General features: G+C 45.1%; 14 protein-coding genes. 2 read left to right on the forward strand and 12 right to left on the reverse strand.

Annotated elements, in window-relative coordinates:
* Nucleotides 1-108: 108 nt before the first annotated feature.
* The 12 genes from KO531_RS07930 to KO531_RS07985 all read right to left on the reverse strand — a co-directional run bounded on the left by KO531_RS07930 (nucleotide 109) and on the right by KO531_RS07985 (nucleotide 14,939).
* Complete coding sequence (locus KO531_RS07930) at nucleotides 109-390, reverse strand: DUF1315 family protein (protein WP_028759859.1); 282 nt, start codon at nucleotides 388-390, stop codon at nucleotides 109-111.
* Nucleotides 387-704: a zinc ribbon domain-containing protein gene (locus KO531_RS07935; RefSeq protein ID WP_105252563.1), complete on the reverse strand. Its 318-nt coding sequence runs from the start codon at nucleotides 702-704 to the stop codon at nucleotides 387-389. The genes KO531_RS07930 and KO531_RS07935 overlap by 4 nt, the downstream gene beginning before the upstream one ends.
* A gap of 12 nt (nucleotides 705-716) precedes the next feature.
* Nucleotides 717-1,844: a M14-type cytosolic carboxypeptidase gene (locus KO531_RS07940; RefSeq protein WP_105252564.1), complete on the reverse strand. Its 1,128-nt coding sequence runs from the start codon at nucleotides 1,842-1,844 to the stop codon at nucleotides 717-719.
* A gap of 225 nt (nucleotides 1,845-2,069) precedes the next feature.
* A complete protein-coding gene (locus tag KO531_RS07945; protein ID WP_028759856.1) occupies nucleotides 2,070-2,750 on the reverse strand; it encodes a response regulator transcription factor in 681 nt (226 codons plus the stop codon).
* 223 nt (nucleotides 2,751-2,973) lie between these two features.
* Nucleotides 2,974-5,493 carry a TonB-dependent receptor gene (locus KO531_RS07950; protein ID WP_219250841.1) on the reverse strand — a complete coding sequence of 840 codons (2,520 nt, stop codon included), beginning with the start codon at nucleotides 5,491-5,493 and terminating at the stop codon, nucleotides 2,974-2,976.
* 753 nt (nucleotides 5,494-6,246) lie between these two features.
* Nucleotides 6,247-6,684 carry an IS200/IS605 family transposase gene (gene tnpA / locus KO531_RS07955; RefSeq protein WP_219250842.1) on the reverse strand — a complete coding sequence of 146 codons (438 nt, stop codon included), beginning with the start codon at nucleotides 6,682-6,684 and terminating at the stop codon, nucleotides 6,247-6,249.
* A 173-nt stretch (nucleotides 6,685-6,857) separates the two neighbouring features.
* Nucleotides 6,858-7,862 carry a Holliday junction branch migration DNA helicase RuvB gene (ruvB, locus tag KO531_RS07960; protein WP_028759854.1) on the reverse strand — a complete coding sequence of 335 codons (1,005 nt, stop codon included), beginning with the start codon at nucleotides 7,860-7,862 and terminating at the stop codon, nucleotides 6,858-6,860.
* A 47-nt stretch (nucleotides 7,863-7,909) separates the two neighbouring features.
* Complete coding sequence (gene ruvA, locus KO531_RS07965; protein WP_028759853.1) at nucleotides 7,910-8,527, reverse strand: Holliday junction branch migration protein RuvA; 618 nt, start codon at nucleotides 8,525-8,527, stop codon at nucleotides 7,910-7,912.
* Nucleotides 8,524-9,045, reverse strand: coding sequence for a crossover junction endodeoxyribonuclease RuvC (ruvC, locus tag KO531_RS07970; RefSeq protein ID WP_219250843.1), 522 nt, complete (start codon nucleotides 9,043-9,045; stop codon nucleotides 8,524-8,526). Before ruvC ends, ruvA begins: the two co-directional genes overlap by 4 nt.
* A gap of 103 nt (nucleotides 9,046-9,148) precedes the next feature.
* Nucleotides 9,149-9,895, reverse strand: coding sequence for a YebC/PmpR family DNA-binding transcriptional regulator (locus tag KO531_RS07975; protein ID WP_198573165.1), 747 nt, complete (start codon nucleotides 9,893-9,895; stop codon nucleotides 9,149-9,151).
* 270 nt (nucleotides 9,896-10,165) lie between these two features.
* Nucleotides 10,166-11,944, reverse strand: coding sequence for an aspartate--tRNA ligase (gene aspS, locus KO531_RS07980; RefSeq protein ID WP_219250844.1), 1,779 nt, complete (start codon nucleotides 11,942-11,944; stop codon nucleotides 10,166-10,168).
* A 184-nt stretch (nucleotides 11,945-12,128) separates the two neighbouring features.
* Entirely contained in the window at nucleotides 12,129-14,939 is a 2,811-nt protein-coding gene (locus KO531_RS07985; RefSeq protein ID WP_219250845.1) for a transporter substrate-binding domain-containing protein, read from the reverse strand.
* Between the two features lie 150 nt (nucleotides 14,940-15,089).
* On the opposite strand from KO531_RS07985, the gene cmoA reads away from it, so the two are divergent.
* Complete coding sequence (gene cmoA, locus KO531_RS07990; RefSeq protein WP_131524075.1) at nucleotides 15,090-15,821, forward strand: carboxy-S-adenosyl-L-methionine synthase CmoA; 732 nt, start codon at nucleotides 15,090-15,092, stop codon at nucleotides 15,819-15,821.
* Nucleotides 15,818-16,810: a tRNA 5-methoxyuridine(34)/uridine 5-oxyacetic acid(34) synthase CmoB gene (gene cmoB / locus KO531_RS07995; RefSeq protein WP_219250846.1), complete on the forward strand. Its 993-nt coding sequence runs from the start codon at nucleotides 15,818-15,820 to the stop codon at nucleotides 16,808-16,810. The genes cmoA and cmoB overlap by 4 nt, the downstream gene beginning before the upstream one ends.
* The last annotated feature ends 20 nt before the right edge of the window (nucleotides 16,811-16,830 follow it).

Consider the following 16,830-nt stretch of genomic DNA (forward strand, 5'->3'; position numbering starts at 1 on the left):
ATATCACTAACAAAAGATAAAATGCTAATTCCCCTTGCCAACCTCAGACTTACGCCGAATTCCTAATAAAGCACACCTTACAAGCCGATCTGCGTGGACAGTCAGAAATTATAAATCCTGTGCTTTAAACCCAGCAATTGGCTCACCACGGAATTGCTTTTTCAGCTCGGCCTTAGACAGCTCATTTATTTTACCGTCAGATGCAATAGTGAAATGCTCTGTTTGCTCAAGCTTACGCGCTTGATACAACATCACCACCTGCAGAGTCGATTCACGCTGAGTCTCACTCAACACAGTGCCATCCTCCCACTTACCCAACTCAGCAGCACTGCGAAGCCTTTCATAGACTTCAATAGGCATTTGATCGATCACTTGATTGATATCCGTCATACACTTTTCCGCTTATGTAACACGATTCTGACTCGTGTAATGAGATAACCTACAAAACCAAACACAAAGCATATTCCGGCGATATTCGCACGCATACCTTCGGCGGGTTCCCCACCCCAAAACCAAATCACCACACCAGCAATGAACAAGGTCATAGCAACGAAACTCTGATTCATTAAGCTGCTGGACTTTTGAATATGACTAATGCGCGATAAGGACTCATTGTCGCCATCGGTTTTTGCTTGGCAATGGGGGCATGAAGACGCTTTGCTCGACATACGTTTACGACACACCGGACATTCAATTAATGCCATATCAGCCTCGCCCTAACGTAACTTATCAACAACGGCGAGCATGGCAATTAGCGATGCTTCACCTAAATAAATACTGCGTTCTGGTGACCAACCCACAAAAGGATCGGCCAGATTGTTATTGTCTTTAAACGGCATCTCAAGGGTATTTGATAAACACTTGAAGGTCTGGGCAACCCAATTAGACGCTACGGTCAGATTCGCTTGACCGGGCTCATCTTTATCATACCCATACTGAGTTTGAAAATCGGCACTGGCTAAGGTCAATGCTTGACTAAAGTCCGCTTGCAGCTGCGCGAGTTTATCATTATAAGCGGGGACGCCTTCACAACCCGCTAGAAACACATAAGGTAAGCCTTCATCACCATGCACATCATAAAACAGGTCAACACCCGTTTGCTGCATCTTGTTGACGACGTGATATACCTCAGGGCTTTTTTCTAAACTCGGTGTTTGCCACTCGCGGTTTAGATTAATCCCAATCGCGTTAGTGCGCAGATGACCTCTGACACTGCCATCGGGATTCATGTTGGGCACTATATAGAAATTGGCCTTATCAAGCAGCGCCTTTGCCGTGGGACAGTCATTATCGAGTAAACGATTCACTAGGCCTTCAACTAACCATTCAGCCATCGTTTCACCCGGATGTTGTCTGGCGGTGATCCAAATATTGCGTTTAGAAGGATCGCCATTCCCTACTTTCATCAGAGTAATATCGCGGCCATCTAAGGTCAGGCCTAAATGCTCTAAATTGACATCTGGGTGTAACTGGGCGCCGCTGAGTAAATCTAAATGACGCTCATAGCTGTAGGGTGCAAAGTAAGCGATTTGAATAGCATCGCAATCTAACTCTATGCTAATGCTCAGTTTACCGTCTTGATATTGAGTCGGAATACGGAACCAATGCTGGCGATCATAACTGGCCACCGCCTGATAATCTTCCCATCCCTTGGTATAAGAAGCGGTTCCCGCATTGATAATATTCAAGGTGTAATGGTTACCCACCTCACCTTCAAATCGAAAATTGAACCATTGATAAAACTCACCACCCGCATCAGGGCGGATAGCAAGTTGAATATCGTCTTTATTATCAAGATTGACGACTTGGATATTTCCGCCATCAAAGTTGGCACTGATCCGCATAATGATTCCTAATAGGTTGTTAAAACTAAGGGCAATTTAATGGCGTGCGACAGATAGCACACGGCACATTTTATTATATGGCCGATAGAATAAACCAAAACATCCCAAGGGGAAAACGAAAGCCATTAAATTCAGTCAAGACACTTGCAATCGGCCTTTAATTGACCAGTTAACACGCCTAAAATCCACAAAAAATGAGCCTTTCACTATAAGTTAATGAAGATATTAGACCATAAAACTATAACCTTGGCCTCGTACTGTATTAATCAAGTTACGCGGCAAACTGATATTGGCTAGCTTGCGGCGAGTGTTACTAATGTGCATGTCCAGATTACGGTCAAATCGGCCCAAATCTTTCTGTAGCACTGAGCGCTGCAACTCTTGCTTAGTGATGACTTGGCCTTTTCTTTCAAAAAGATATTTAAATAATTTAAACTCGGTTTGGGTCAAATCGACATAGCGGGTGCCAATAGTGATCCTATAACTCATTTCATCGAAGTTAATCACTTTAGCCGCCACAGTCGCCATTTGCGGCGAGTGAGAGTGACCGGCACAGAGACGCCGCTCTAAAGCTCGTAAGCGGACAAAAATCTCTTTTATGCTAAACGGCTTACTCAGAAAATCATCTGCTCCCAATTCATAACCAGTGATGCGATCATCTTCATTATCACGTGCTGAGATCATCAGTACCGGCGTTGAACATTCACGCGCTTTTAGCAACTCAAATCCATTCATCTGTGGCATCACTAAATCAAGCACTATGATGTCTGGAGCAAAACTTTCAATGCATGCCAGACCCTCGATGCCATTAACCGCACACTTAACCTCATGCCCTTGCGTACATAGGGCATCAGCTAACCACACGCTAAACAATGGATCATCATCGACCAAGAGTATTTTACTCATCCTTAAAGCCCAAACGAGAATCTATATCATTTATATTACCATGCGAATCGAGACGACTCTAGCGCTATTACATTAGTTAAGAAGTGTGATGTTGAAAACTGTGAACAAAATACGATATTAACAACCAATTAACGGATGATTAGCGAATCTAAACTCATCTCGTAAACTCCCAATAAAAAAGCGCCCTAAGGCGCTTTTTAGAAACTAAGAGTCTGAACTTAGCTTAGAATTTAACAGTTACACCACCGTAAATCACGCGGCCGATTGTGTCATATACTTGTGGAACTGTGCCACCATCACTACCGTTAGAAACACGTGATGGTTTTTCATCAGTGAAGTTTTTCACACCTAAACTAACAGTTGTCATATCTGTGATGTGATATGTTCCAGAAATATTGTGGTATAGCACTGAGTCAACATCATAGCCTTTCGCCAAGTCTGTCATCTCACCAATATAACGGTTGAAGTACATAACACTCCAATCATCTTGACCAGCTGAGAGACTGAAGTTATTACGAACCTTAGCGTAAGCACCGAAGTTACCGTCGATAGTATCAGTGTAATCTTTATTATCCTGCTCAAAGTTCAATAAATATGTCGTGTCATTGCTGATTTTCCAATCCAAACCTAAGCCTTCAAAGTTATAGGCTAAGTTAAAATCAATACCGCTAGTATCTTGATAACCTACGTTGGTTAACGCATTCGTTAAATTACGCAAGTCACCTTCTGGGGTAATATTAAACGTTTCACAAGCTGACGTAATGCCATCTTTACAATCATCTAAGCCAGCCTGAGTATCTAAACGAGCGATCGCGTTATCCACTTTGAAGCGCCAGTAGTCTAATGTAAGAGACATACCATCAAGATAGCTTGGCGAATACACTAAACCAGCCGTATAAGACTCTGACTCTTCAGGCTTCAAATCTGGATCAGAAGTACGGTTTACCAAAATTTGTCCTGGCTGTTCATCATCTGACAACCAAGGATTTGTAAGGTAATCAAACGATCCCGAATTACCACCATATAATTCAGCAACACTTGGAGCACGGAAGCCTGTAGCCGCAACACCCCGAACCATTAAGTCATCTGTTGCAGTGTATGTTAAACCAATTTTCCAAGTGGTCGCTTTACCGAATGTTGAGTAATCGTCTAAACGCAGCGCGAATTCACCCGTTAATTTCTCGGTGAAAGGCACACTTACTTCTTGAAAAATCGAAATAACGTTGTAGTTACCATCGGTTGGATCTTGCTGTGCTGCAGTACTTTCACCTGCGACAACAATTGGATCGGGATTATAGAAACCACTCTCACGGCGGTATTCAGCACCAATCGCAAAACCAACTGCACCCGCTTTTAAATCAAACAACTCACCATTCAAGCCCGCAGATAATGTCTGTTGTTCATTACCGCCATTTGCAGCCTCTGTATAACCAACAGCATCTTTCATCGCTTGTGTAAGTAGTGCACCACTCAACCAAGCATCAGAATTAGCATAAATAGCGTTACGCATATCGCTAGCATTGATAGAGTTCTCTACTGCGGTTTCTGCTTTGTTCTTACCAAATGTATAAGTAACATCCCAGTTCATACCTGTATGAACGTCTAAAGTACCCGCTAGACCACCTGATAAACGCCAAGTATCAGTATCCTGAGTATAAATACGAGGACCTACATCATTCATACGTCTAGCATAGAAAACTTGCCCATGATCATCAGGCTTAATACCTGCAGCAATCATATCACTATCAAGTGTTAAACACTTTAATGGATCTGCATCTGGTTGACCACAGACATCAAGATATAGCTGTGCAGGTTGAGCTGCCATTTGCTGATGAGAACGACGGTTGGTATAAATAGCATCTGCAGTTAACACAACATCATTACCCAGCTCTTGAGTCATGTTAGCAAATAAACTGCGACGTTCACTTGGTGTTTGATAGTAGCTATCTTGGGTGAAATCATAAGTCTCTGTTTGTGCTACCCAATTACCATTAGCATCTTGAACCATACCATCTAGTGAACCCGTTGGTATAATTCCACTCGCACCAGGTTTAGTCCAATCACGATCAGATTGGATCACACCACGTCGGTCAGAAAAAGCGGCACCAAAGGTGTAATTACCACCATCGGTGTTAAAACCGTATAGTGCACTGACATCACCACTTTCGCCATCGCCTTTGTCTGTACCACTGCCGTTAAAATCGAACTGGAAACCTTCAAAATCTTTCTTCGTGATAATGTTCACTACACCAGCAATGGCATCAGAACCGTAAACCGCTGATGCGCCGTCTTTCAGAATTTCAACACGCGCAATCATAGCGACTGGAATCGAGTTAAGATCCACTGCACTATCGGCGCCTGAACCAGAGTTAACCATGCGGCGACCATTCAATAACACAAGCGTACGTTGTGAACCCATACCACGTAAGTCAACTTGGGCAACACCGTCAGCACCGTTGTTTGTGGTTGACCCCACTGCCGCACCCGCCATCGAAGTCTGTACTTGCAGCATTTGGTCAACAGAAGTAAAACCTTCCGCTTTAATCGCAGCAGCATCAATAACGGTCACAGGAGATGCTGTTTCCATATCTTGGCGTTGAATGCGTGAACCTGTCACTTCAATACGTTCAACTTTTGCTTTTTCTTCAGCAGCAAATGCGCTTGACGTAACAAATGCACCAGTAGTGATAGATGCAACGATAGCTAAGTTAATAGCTGACGCTACTTTAGTTCTTTTGATCATGTATGAATGCTCCCTAGATCTTACTATTATTTTTATGCTTACAGCTTGTACAGTTATTGCTGTACTAGTGTTGCACCTGATACTGAGGATTCACTTTAACTCCGTCAATGCTCAAAATTTTAACCAATAAAAACACATTGTTAATTACTGTGATTTATTTGGTTAATTAATTTGACGGTTATTTTTTAATACCCTTATTAACCACACTTACACAGAGTTAATCACCACAATATGTGGATTAGGCAAGCTTTAAGTCTGTTAATAAGAAACATAAATGAAACATTTCGCACATTAAAAAATGTGATGCGGATCACAATTTTTAATCCTCATCAAAGTTATCTAGAAGAACAGTGTATTGATTAACTATTGTTAAATCTGCATATCTAGCAATATCCACAGATAGCCAAAGCGCTAAAATACCGATAAACATAGATAAATTGCATTAAAACAGAGATACACCATGTATCAATTGTGCTAATTATGCATTTTAACAACGTCTAAAATTATGGTTTAACAATTAAGGTACAAATAATTCTACACGTCTTTGAAATGACTATTTGTTACTGATCTTGCATATTAATTTTAAATATAAGTATTAGCTTCCAATCCCTCTAAACACTCCCTATTTCTTATTCTTAAATAAATGACTTACATCTCATACGGACCACATTCAAGGACAAATTTTCTTTGTAAAGAATCCGCCTTCTTAGAAGGCGGCTTTGACTTGCCCCTGGAAGGGGCTATTCCAAGAACCTACATCATCTGCAACGACAATTGAGCCTCATGTTCCTGATCTTGTTTATCTTGATGGCGCACATATCGTCTAATGATTTCTTCATTAACACCTACTGTATCTACAAAATAACCTCTGGCCCAAAAGCTATTGCCCCATAGCTTTTTACGTACATGAGGGAATTTATTGAATAATCTTATCGCACTTCTTCCTTTCAATACTCCCATCAGCGTTGATACTGACAGCTTCGGCGGGATTATGACTACCAAGTGAACGTGGTCTATCTGAACGTTTAATTCTAAAACCTCACAACCCTTCATATTGCAAAGGATATAAATTGACCTGTATAACTCCTTACCAAGGTTTTCTTTTAACATTTTAAAACGGTACTTCGGAGTCCAAACAATATGATATTTGCAACGCCAATAAACATGTGATGAACTTCTATAATCGCCCATGCTTTTCGTTTCCTCTTACTTGTGGTGAATAAGAAGTCTCTTTTAGCATGGGCGTAATTCAGGCTATAGCCTCAAGGAACAATCACCACCGCCAGAGGCGGTGGTTTTAGGATGACAATAAAAAAAGCGACCACTTAGGTCGCCTCTCATAGGCTGTATCATCAAAATGATGATTACTCGGGTTTGATCAACTCAAAATGTTGATATGCCCGTGCGGTTGCAATACGGCCGCGGGGCGTGCGTTGGATAAAGCCTTGCTGGATCAAAAATGGCTCTAGCACATCTTCAATGGTTTCGCGTTCTTCACCTATGGCTGCTGCTAAGTTATCGAGTCCAACTGGGCCACCCATAAACTTATCGATAATGGCGAGTAGTAACTTGCGGTCCATGTAATCGAAACCTTCATTATCGACATCCAGTAAGTCTAGTGCATGGTCGGCAACAAACTTAGTGACAGCGCCATCATGCTTCACTTGCGCGTAATCCCGCACGCGGCGAAGCAATCGGTTAGCTATCCGCGGTGTACCGCGTGAACGGCGTGCGATTTCAAATGCACCTTCAGCATCAATATCCAGTTCCATCACCTGCGCCGAACGCGTGACTATGGTGCTTAAATCTTTGATGTTATAGAATTCAAGCCGTAGCGGGATCCCAAAACGCGCCCGAAGTGGTGAAGTCAAAGCCCCTGCCCGTGTTGTCGCCCCCACTAGAGTGAACGGCGGTAAATCAAGCTTGATAGAACGTGCTGCCGGCCCTTCACCTATCATGATATCCAGCTGATAATCTTCCATCGCCGGATACAAAATCTCTTCTACCACTGGGCTTAATCGGTGGATTTCATCGATGAATAACACATCACCGGATTCGAGATTGGTCAAAAGCGCGGCGAGATCGCCCGCTTTTTCCAGCACAGGCCCGGAGGTGGATTTAATGTTCACCCCCATCTCGTTCGCCACAATCATGGCTAAGGTGGTTTTACCCAATCCCGGCGGACCGTAAATCAACATATGATCTAAGGCTTCATTACGATTCTTTGCCGCTTGAATAAACACCTTAAGCTGTGCCCGAGTGTCATCTTGACCCGTGTATTCATCGAGCATTTTAGGGCGCATCGCCCTGTCGATGGATTCATCTTGAGCTTGGATCTGCGGCTGGATGAGTCTGTCTGCCTCAATCATTATTATTCCTTATCGCAGCTTTCATCTTAATTATCATCATTGTTCAATTAAAGCATCGATTTAAGGGCGGCTTTGATCAGGGTTTCTGAATCCATGCCCTCTTTGTAGGCTGCAGAAACCGATTTGCTCGCCTGCGGTGGTTTATAACCCAGTGAAATTAAAGCTGAAATAGCATCTTCTTCGGCGCTATTGACTGTCGGTGCGGGTGAGTAATTGGATTGCAGCACGAACTCACGCTCTGAGCCTGCGGAGGCTTCCATCAAGCTCTTGAGCTTATCGCGCATTTCTACCAGTAACCGCTCGGCGGTCTTCTTGCCGACACCCGGTAATTTCACTAAGGTCACTATGTCATCGCGCTCAACGCAGCCCACAAATTCTGCGGCTGTCATGCCTGATAAAATGGTCAGTGCGAGCTTGGGACCGACACCATTGGTCTTGATCAGTAAGCGAAATAACGCCCTTTCCTGCTTAGTGATAAAACCATAGAGAAGCTGTGCATCTTCACGCACCACAAAGTGGGTGTAGACCATAGTTTCATGATTAACTTCAGGCAGCTCATAAAAGCTAGTAAGCGGCATCTGCAACTCGTAACCAACACCATTAACATCGATCAAAATTTCTGGTGCTTGTTTCTCAACGAGCACGCCCCGTAAACGACCTATCATCTGTACCGTCCGTATGTTCTTGCCGTTGCCCGGCCACTCAATGCAATTAAACTCTGGCTGGTGTGATAATGACACACAGCAACACCGAGTGCATCTGCGGCGTCAGCTTGTGGGGCTGCAGGTAATTTAAGTAGTTGTTGGATCATGTGTTGTACTTGGGCTTTCTGCGCTCGCCCCGTACCCACGACAGCGCTCTTAATTTGAGTCGCACTGTATTCAGCCACAGGTAAATTGGCGACTGTGGCAGCAACAATGGCCGCGCCGCGTGCTTGGCCTAACTTGAGCGCAGAATCGGCATTTTTTGCCATAAATACGCGCTCAATCGCAAATTCGTCCGGTTGATACTGACGAATAATCTCAGTGATCCCATCAAATATTTGCTTGAGCCTGCCAGGCAGTTCTTCAGACGAAGTGCGAATACAACCACTGCCGAGGTAAATCTGATGCCGTCCCTGACATCGGATCACGCCGTAGCCTGTGATCCGTGAACCTGGGTCAACACCTAAAATAATTGCCATTAAATACCTTATATGGGATCTACATTTGCGTCCCTGTTCCTACGTTAGCGTTTGCGAGCTAAAATTGGCATCAATTGACGCCCTAATTCAGCTAACAGTCAATCTAGCCTAGGCTTGCCATCACATCATCGGAGATTTCCGCATTATGATACACCTCTTGCACATCATCGTGATCTTCAAGGGTGTCGATAAGGCGCATAAATTTTTCGGCGGTTTCTAGATCAAGCTCAGCTTTCGTCGAGGCTATCATCGCGATTTCGGCATTATCCGCCACAAAATGGGCTTTATCGAGCTGCTCTTTCACCGTATAGAAATCAACAGGATCGGTAAACACATCCACAGCACCATCATCATAGCTGACAATATCTTCCGCGCCCGCTTCAAGCGCCGCTTCCATTAATGCATCTTCATCGGTTCCCGGCGCATAGGATAACACTCCACGCTTAGTGAACAGATAAGACACAGAACCATCCGTGCCTAAGTTACCGCCCGATTTACTAAACGCATTACGTACACCACTCACAGTACGATTACGATTGTCCGTCATGGTTTCAACCATCACAGCGGTGCCGCCTGGGCCATAACCTTCATAGAGAATGGTTTCGAGTTGCTGGCCTTCTAATTCACCGGCGCCGCGTTTAATCGCACGCTCAACCGTGTCTCGGGTCATATTACCACCGAGGGCTTTATCGATGGCGACACGTAATCGTGGATTAGAGTCGGGATCTGAGCCACCTTCACGGGCTGCAACGGTTAACTCGCGAATGAATTTAGTAAAGAGTTTACCGCGTTTAGCATCTTGAGCCGCTTTACGGTGCTTAATGTTGGCCCATTTACTGTGACCTGCCATGGGAAGTCTCCTCTACTTAGGTATCATCTAGGTGCCATCGCAAAGCTTATCAAGAGCCGAAGGTGGAATGAGACTAAATAACGGCTATTTACTTAAAGGATTGAACTAACAGATATTGATAAGCGGTGGAATGACGGTTCACTAAAACAAACCGAGGCTCATGCCTCGGTTTTCGGTACGACAAAAAATAACTGACAAGGCTAACGTCAATCGACTTACACTAAAACGATTTACATAATGTCGATTTGAATAAGGTCGATTTACAAAAGATCAGTCTTCCGCTTTAACAGCTTTCTCAACCACGGCAATACCAAGTTCAGCTAATTGCTGCGGATTGGCAAAACCAGGCGCATTAGTCAGCGGACAAGCGGCAGTGGTGGTTTTCGGGAACGCCATCACATCGCGGATTGAGCTTGCGCCCGTCATCAGCATGATGATGCGGTCTAAACCAAACGCTAAACCTGCATGTGGTGGTGTGCCGTAACGCAGCGCTTCTAACAGGAAGCCGAATTTCTCTTTAGCTTCATCGTCAGTAATACCCAGAATACGGAATACCGCAGACTGCATTTCTTGGTTGTGGATACGCACTGAACCACCGCCTAATTCGCAGCCGTTTAATACCATATCGTAAGCATCAGAAACGCGATTTGCTGGGTTAGCTTCAAGTTCTGCCGCCGTTACACCACGCGGTGCGGTGAACGGATGGTGAACCGCGTGGAAGTTGCCGTTGATTTTCTCAAACATTGGGAAGTCAACTACCCACAGTGGACGCCATTCACCTTGCAATAAGCTGAAATCTTCGCCCGCTTTAAGACGCAGTGCGCCCATAGATTCGGCAACCACAGTCGCCTGATCTGCACCAAACAGGATAATGTCACCAGTTTGCACGCCAGTGCGGCTCACGATTTCATTAACTATGCTTTCGTTTAAGAATTTCAGCACAGGTGATTGAATACCTTCTAAGCCAAGGCTTAGGTCATTAATCTTCATCCACGCTAAGCCTTTAGCGCCATAGATGCCAACAAATTTAGTGTAATCATCTATTTGCTTACGAGACAGTGCAGCGCCGCCCGGAATACGCAGTGCAGCAACACGACCTTCTTCATCGTTCGCAGGACCAGAGAATACCGCAAATTCGACTTCTTTGAGTAAATCGGCAATGTCCACCAGCTCTAATGGGTTACGTAAATCTGGCTTATCTGAACCAAAACGACGCATCGCTTCGTTGTAAGTCATGCGCGGGAACTCGCCGAGATCGACGTTCAGCATTTCAAGGAACAGACCACGCATCATCTCTTCGGTTTTCGCCATCACTTGCTCAGAGCTCATGAAAGACGTTTCGATATCGATTTGGGTGAATTCTGGCTGACGGTCGGCACGTAAGTCTTCATCACGGAAGCATTTTACGATTTGGTAGTAACGATCAAAGCCTGACATCATCAGCAACTGTTTAAACAACTGTGGCGATTGTGGCAAGGCAAAGAACTGACCTTTATAAGTACGGCTTGGTACTAAATAATCGCGGGCACCTTCTGGGGTTGCCTTGGTCAGGATCGGTGTTTCTATGTCTAAGAAACCGTTTGAATCGAGGAAACGACGCACAGAACTGGTCACTTTAGCGCGGAAAATTAATCGCTGCGCCATTTCTGGACGACGTAAATCTAAGTAACGATACTTAAGACGTTGCTCTTCGCTGTTGTTCTGGTAGTTATCCATGCTCAATGGCAGTGGATCGGCAGCATTGATAATCGTCAAGGCTTGACCTAAGACTTCAATCTCACCCGTCTTCATTTGACCATTGACTTGGCTATCAGGACGGGCACGAACTAAGCCTTTGACCTGAACGCAAAATTCGGCGCGCAGCGTGCTGGCGACATTGAACACCTCAGGTAAGTCTGGATCATAGACCACTTGGATGAGACCTTCTCTGTCTCTTAAATCTAAAAAGACAACGCCACCCAAATCACGGCTACGATTAACCCAACCTACCAAGGTAACTTCTTGTCCAACGTGAGACTTATTGACGTCTCCACAATAATGACTGCGCATCTAACTCTATCCTTTATCCGGAAACCGGTGCTTTGGAAATAATCAAAACGAGATAAAAGCGGCATTATAGTAAAATAATGCCGATTACCAAAGTACTTCACACTTAGGCGGTGAAGTATCAAACAGTTTTACGCCCTTGACTAGAGGCGAACGCACTATCTGAGCATGAGCGTTCAAAAAAACATCAAGCTGAGCGATAACAGCGCCCGCCGCTACTTTTTGCTTGGTACATCAGCTGATCGGCTTTTTTCAATAAACCTATCGCTGTGTCACCATCACGGGGGTAAATCACCACGCCAATACTAACCGCTATGCTGACACTGACGCCTTGAATAAGCAAAGGGCTCGTCAGTGCCTGTAGAATATTATCAGCAACTTGGGTAGCGGCATCGAGATCTTGCACACGATTTAGCAGGATAACAAACTCATCGCCGCCAAATCGCGCAACGGTATCTGATCCACGGATAACCTTGGTTAACTTTTGGGCGACCAGTACCAGTAATTCATCGCCAATGGGATGACCGAGTTGGTCATTGATTTGTTTAAAACCATCGAGATCGATGAATAACAAAGCGAAATGTGCCTGTTCTCTGCGATGAGATAGCAAAGCTTGGGTTAGTCTGTCATCAAGTAAGGCACGATTGGGCAACTGAGTTAAAGCATCATGATTAGCCACATGCAACAAACGTTTTTCAGCCACCAATCGCTGAGTGATCTCACGATTTAAGCGACGATTCACTAACAACACAGCCACCATCACTAAGCACAAGATTATCACGCCAAACACGATATAACGCAGCCATTGCAGATATTTAGCACTCTCTGTCGCCACAGAAAATGACACCCAGCGCGTATATATTTTTTGCTGATGTTGAGCATCAACCAAAGCCAAAGCTTTATTAATCAGCGGCACCAGCGGCGCAAATTGAGGATAAACACCAATATGACTATGCTGATCGGCGAGATCACTGAGCAGCGACATTTTTAGTGTCGGATAGTGGCTGGTTTTAAGCTCAGAAGCTAAAGTCACCACTTTATCGATAAACACATCCGCATTGCCATTCGTCACGGCCGCTAATCCGGCCTGCGTATTTGGCACTATGACTAACTTGAGCGAAGGCTCCAGACTCATCAATTGCGCCACTAAATGATATCCCTCAACCACAGCCACTCTTTGACCTGCGAGCTGAGCAATATTAAAAACCGAGACTTGTTCCAGTTGCGACACTAAGGCCCACGGCGATGGCCAATAGGCTTCACTAAACGCTAAACGCTGCTGGCGCTCCGCCGTTTGCGCGACACTGCCGGCTAAACTCACCTCGCCCTTTTGCAACGCCTCGATTAACGAATGCCAATCATCAAAGGCAACGGGCGTGAGCTTAAGTTTGAGTTGTTCCTTGAGCAATTTGACGATATCGCTATTGATCCCCGCAAACTCACCCTGTTCATCCATAAACTCCATCGGTGGCCATTGTTTTAGATAACCGACTTTGAGCTCGCCTACGCTTTCCACATAGGCCTGCTCAGCGGGGCTTAAGCTGACATGACGCTCAGCTTGGGTAAAAACATGATCTTTAGGATTGAGCATCCATTTATGTTCAATCTCGGCAAATTCTTGATTGCTAATACTGTTAAACCCATTGGCTATCCTCTGTGTAAGGCCAGCATCATCGCTACGGGTCAGCACATAAATGTTGGTGCTAAATTCGAGATCAGGATACTGGCTAAAGTCAGACCAGCCTTTATTGAGCAGTAAATAATGGGATGTCCATGCACCCGCGGCGATAAAACCGACAACTTCTCCAGACCTCGCCCCCGCCACCATTGCATCCATACTGTCGTAATAACGCAGTGACACTTGGGGTAAGGCTTTACGCAAATCCACCAAATAAGGCGCTGTCGGCACCACACCAATACGTTTACCTTTTAAGCTGTCTAAATCGGTTAACTGTTGCTGATAGAGAAAGAGTCGACTCTTCACCGTATATAAATGCCAAGCCTGAGTAAGGCCCGTTTTAACATCATCACTTTCAGGATAACCTATGTGAGCATCGGCGAGACCACGACGAACATCGTCCACGCTGGAGTTCATATCACCAGAAATAAAATCAACGGCAATACCCGTTTTCTCAGACCAAAGCTGCCACATGTCCACATACAAACCATGGGGTAAACCATCGACCCCTAAGTCCACAAAAGGCTCGGCGCCCAGTTGCATCGAAATAACAATCCCAGCTTGTTGACGTTGATAGCCAAGCCAACGTCGCTCCGTTTGCTGAATAAAGTGCGCATCAAGCGCAGTGAAACCTTTATTGATTTTATCGACTAATGCAAGATTGCCCTTTTGAACTGCGGGTACAAACTGCATCGCCTTAATTTGAAGGCGGGCAGTATTGGGAAAGTTTGCGGCAATCTCTTGGGATGAGTCGGGATCTTTCAAATAGCCTTCTAACCCCGCAAAGACTACGATCTCGCCCGCGGCGACCCCAGCCAATAATTTCTCACGACTTTCGTAGCGTTTAAACACAAGCTGCGGTTCGATACGGTGTAATTCCGCTTCATGGGATGAAGCCGCTACCACACCAATTTGAAAGGGGATCAGTTCTTTGATGGATTTTTTGCCCTGCAAGGATTTATGCAAATACAAAAAAGTGCCCACATCCGCAATGGGCACTGCAAAATCAAATTCTTGCTCTCGCTCTGGGGTTTTCCCCATGCCGATATGCACTTGCGCCTTACCTTGCCGCAGTTGATCAAGGGACTCGTGCCAGTGGCGCGCCACAAAAACGACTTGGGTATGGCTTTGTTTAGTCCACTCTTTCCATAAATCAACCAGTAATCCAGTCGGCTCGCCATCGTTGTCGACATATTGATAGGGAAAGCTATCCTCACCCATAACGATGATTAATGGCTCAGAGGACAACGGACTTGCCTGCCCCGTTATGCTCAAAAAACAGCTGCACAAGATCACAATTAAGTGGATCACAAACTTCAAGTTGAGCCCTTAGTACTTGATGTACATGTAACGATTTTGTTATCTATTAAGTATTAGACAAAAATTTATCGCAAATTACTAGCATGAGACTTGCTGCTAATCGCTCTGATTCGTTAAAATGCACAGTTGAATTCCCATGAAAAATCTCAGATGAACGTTTCTCAAGACACTATCTACGCTCAAGCGAGCGAGCATATTAGCGATTTCCAGTTTGATAACCGTGTAGCAGGCGTCTTCAGTGACATGATCCGCCGCTCAGTGCCTGGATATACGCAAATTATCAATACCATAGGCGATTTTGCAGATCGTTTCGTCATGCCAAATACTCAAATTTACGATTTGGGTTGCTCACTCGGTGCCGCGACCTTAAGTATTCGTCGCCAAATCCAAGGCCGCCAATGTCGCATTATTGCTGTAGATAACAGTGAATCTATGGTCGCACGCTGCCAAGAGAACCTGAATGCCTATGTCAGCGATACGGATGTCGATCTGGTTTGCGGTGATATTCGCGATATTGATATTCAAAATGCCTCACTAGTGGTACTCAATTTTACATTGCAGTTTTTACCGCCAGAAGACAGAGAAACCCTGATAGCCAAGATTTATCAAGGTCTGAATCCCGGCGGGATGTTAGTACTATCAGAAAAAATTCGCTTCGAAGATGCCCCGATCCAAACCCTATTGGAAGAGCAACATTTGGACTTTAAACGCGCTAATGGTTACAGCGAACTTGAGATCAGCCAAAAACGCAGTGCGCTGGAAAATGTCATGAAGCCCGACACCTTAACCACGCATCAACAACGACTCACCAGCCAAGGCTTTAGTCACTTTAGTCTCTGGTTCCAATGCTTTAACTTTGCTTCTATGGTGGCCATCAAGTGATCAGCTTTAGCTCGTTTTACCAACAAATCGCCGATTCGAATCTACAACACTGGCTCGAAACCCTGCCGAGCATTTTAGGCAAGTGGCAACGAGATCATAAACACGGCAACCTGCCAAAGTGGGAAAAAGTGCTCAACAAGCTGCACTATCCTGCACCAGATCAAATAGATTTTATCGATAGCGTGACCGTCGGTAGCGGCGAGCAACTCAGCCCTGGTGAAAAAGAGAAGCTAGAAAACCTGCTGCGCCTGTTTATGCCATGGCGTAAAGGCCCCTTCCACATTCATGGCATCCATATCGATACCGAATGGCGCAGTGACTGGAAATGGGACCGCGTTAAGCAACATATTTCGCCGCTAAACAACCGCACTGTGCTCGATGTCGGTTGTGGCAGTGGTTATCACATGTGGCGCATGTTGGGCTCAGGTGCCAAACGTGTCGTCGGTATCGACCCTTCGCCGTTGTTTTTATGTCAGTTTGAAGCCGTCAAACGTTTAGCTGGCCCCCATCACCCAGTGCACCTGTTACCATTGGGTATTGAAGAGCTGCCACCGCTCGATGCATTTGACACGGTTTTCTCCATGGGCGTTTTGTATCACAGACGTTCGCCTATCGATCACTTGTTACAGCTGCGTGATCAATTGCGCACCGGTGGTGAGCTCGTGCTAGAAACCTTGGTGATAGATGGCGACGAAAATGCCGTACTCGTGCCTCAAGATAGATATGGCAAAATGAATAATGTATGGTTCATTCCGTCCGTTGCCGCGCTCATGCTCTGGTTAAAGAAGTGTGATTTCACTGATATCCGTTGTGTCGATACCGATGTCACAGCCCTTGCCGAGCAACGCCGTACCGACTGGATGCCCAACGAATCACTGGTTGAATACCTAGATCCTAACGACATCACCAAAACGGTTGAAGGTTATCCTGCGCCCAAACGCGCCACGATTATCGCGGTGAAAAATCAGCCTAATCAGAATTTAAACTAACCTTTTCAGTCTGAAGTAAG

Source organism: Shewanella sp. NKUCC06_TVS (assembly GCF_019345515.1).
Taxonomy (GTDB): domain Bacteria; phylum Pseudomonadota; class Gammaproteobacteria; order Enterobacterales; family Shewanellaceae; genus Shewanella; species Shewanella oncorhynchi.

Bases quoted from the DNA above. Each gene is read 5' to 3' on its own strand.
- KO531_RS07950 (WP_219250841.1), bottom strand. From the start codon at position 5,493: ATGATCAAAAGAACTAAAGTAGCGTCAGCTATTAACTTAGCTATCGTT.
- KO531_RS07945 (WP_028759856.1), bottom strand. From the start codon at position 2,750: ATGAGTAAAATACTCTTGGTCGATGATGATCCATTGTTTAGCGTGTGG.
- KO531_RS07935 (WP_105252563.1), bottom strand. From the start codon at position 704: ATGGCATTAATTGAATGTCCGGTGTGTCGTAAACGTATGTCGAGCAAA.
- KO531_RS07975 (WP_198573165.1), bottom strand. From the start codon at position 9,895: ATGGCAGGTCACAGTAAATGGGCCAACATTAAGCACCGTAAAGCGGCT.
- KO531_RS07940 (WP_105252564.1), bottom strand. From the start codon at position 1,844: ATGCGGATCAGTGCCAACTTTGATGGCGGAAATATCCAAGTCGTCAAT.
- ruvC (WP_219250843.1), bottom strand. From the start codon at position 9,045: ATGGCAATTATTTTAGGTGTTGACCCAGGTTCACGGATCACAGGCTAC.
- cmoA (WP_131524075.1), top strand. From the start codon at position 15,090: ATGAACGTTTCTCAAGACACTATCTACGCTCAAGCGAGCGAGCATATT.
- ruvA (WP_028759853.1), bottom strand. From the start codon at position 8,527: ATGATAGGTCGTTTACGGGGCGTGCTCGTTGAGAAACAAGCACCAGAA.
- ruvB (WP_028759854.1), bottom strand. From the start codon at position 7,862: ATGATTGAGGCAGACAGACTCATCCAGCCGCAGATCCAAGCTCAAGAT.
- aspS (WP_219250844.1), bottom strand. From the start codon at position 11,944: ATGCGCAGTCATTATTGTGGAGACGTCAATAAGTCTCACGTTGGACAA.
- KO531_RS07930 (WP_028759859.1), bottom strand. From the start codon at position 390: ATGACGGATATCAATCAAGTGATCGATCAAATGCCTATTGAAGTCTAT.
- tnpA (WP_219250842.1), bottom strand. From the start codon at position 6,684: ATGGGCGATTATAGAAGTTCATCACATGTTTATTGGCGTTGCAAATAT.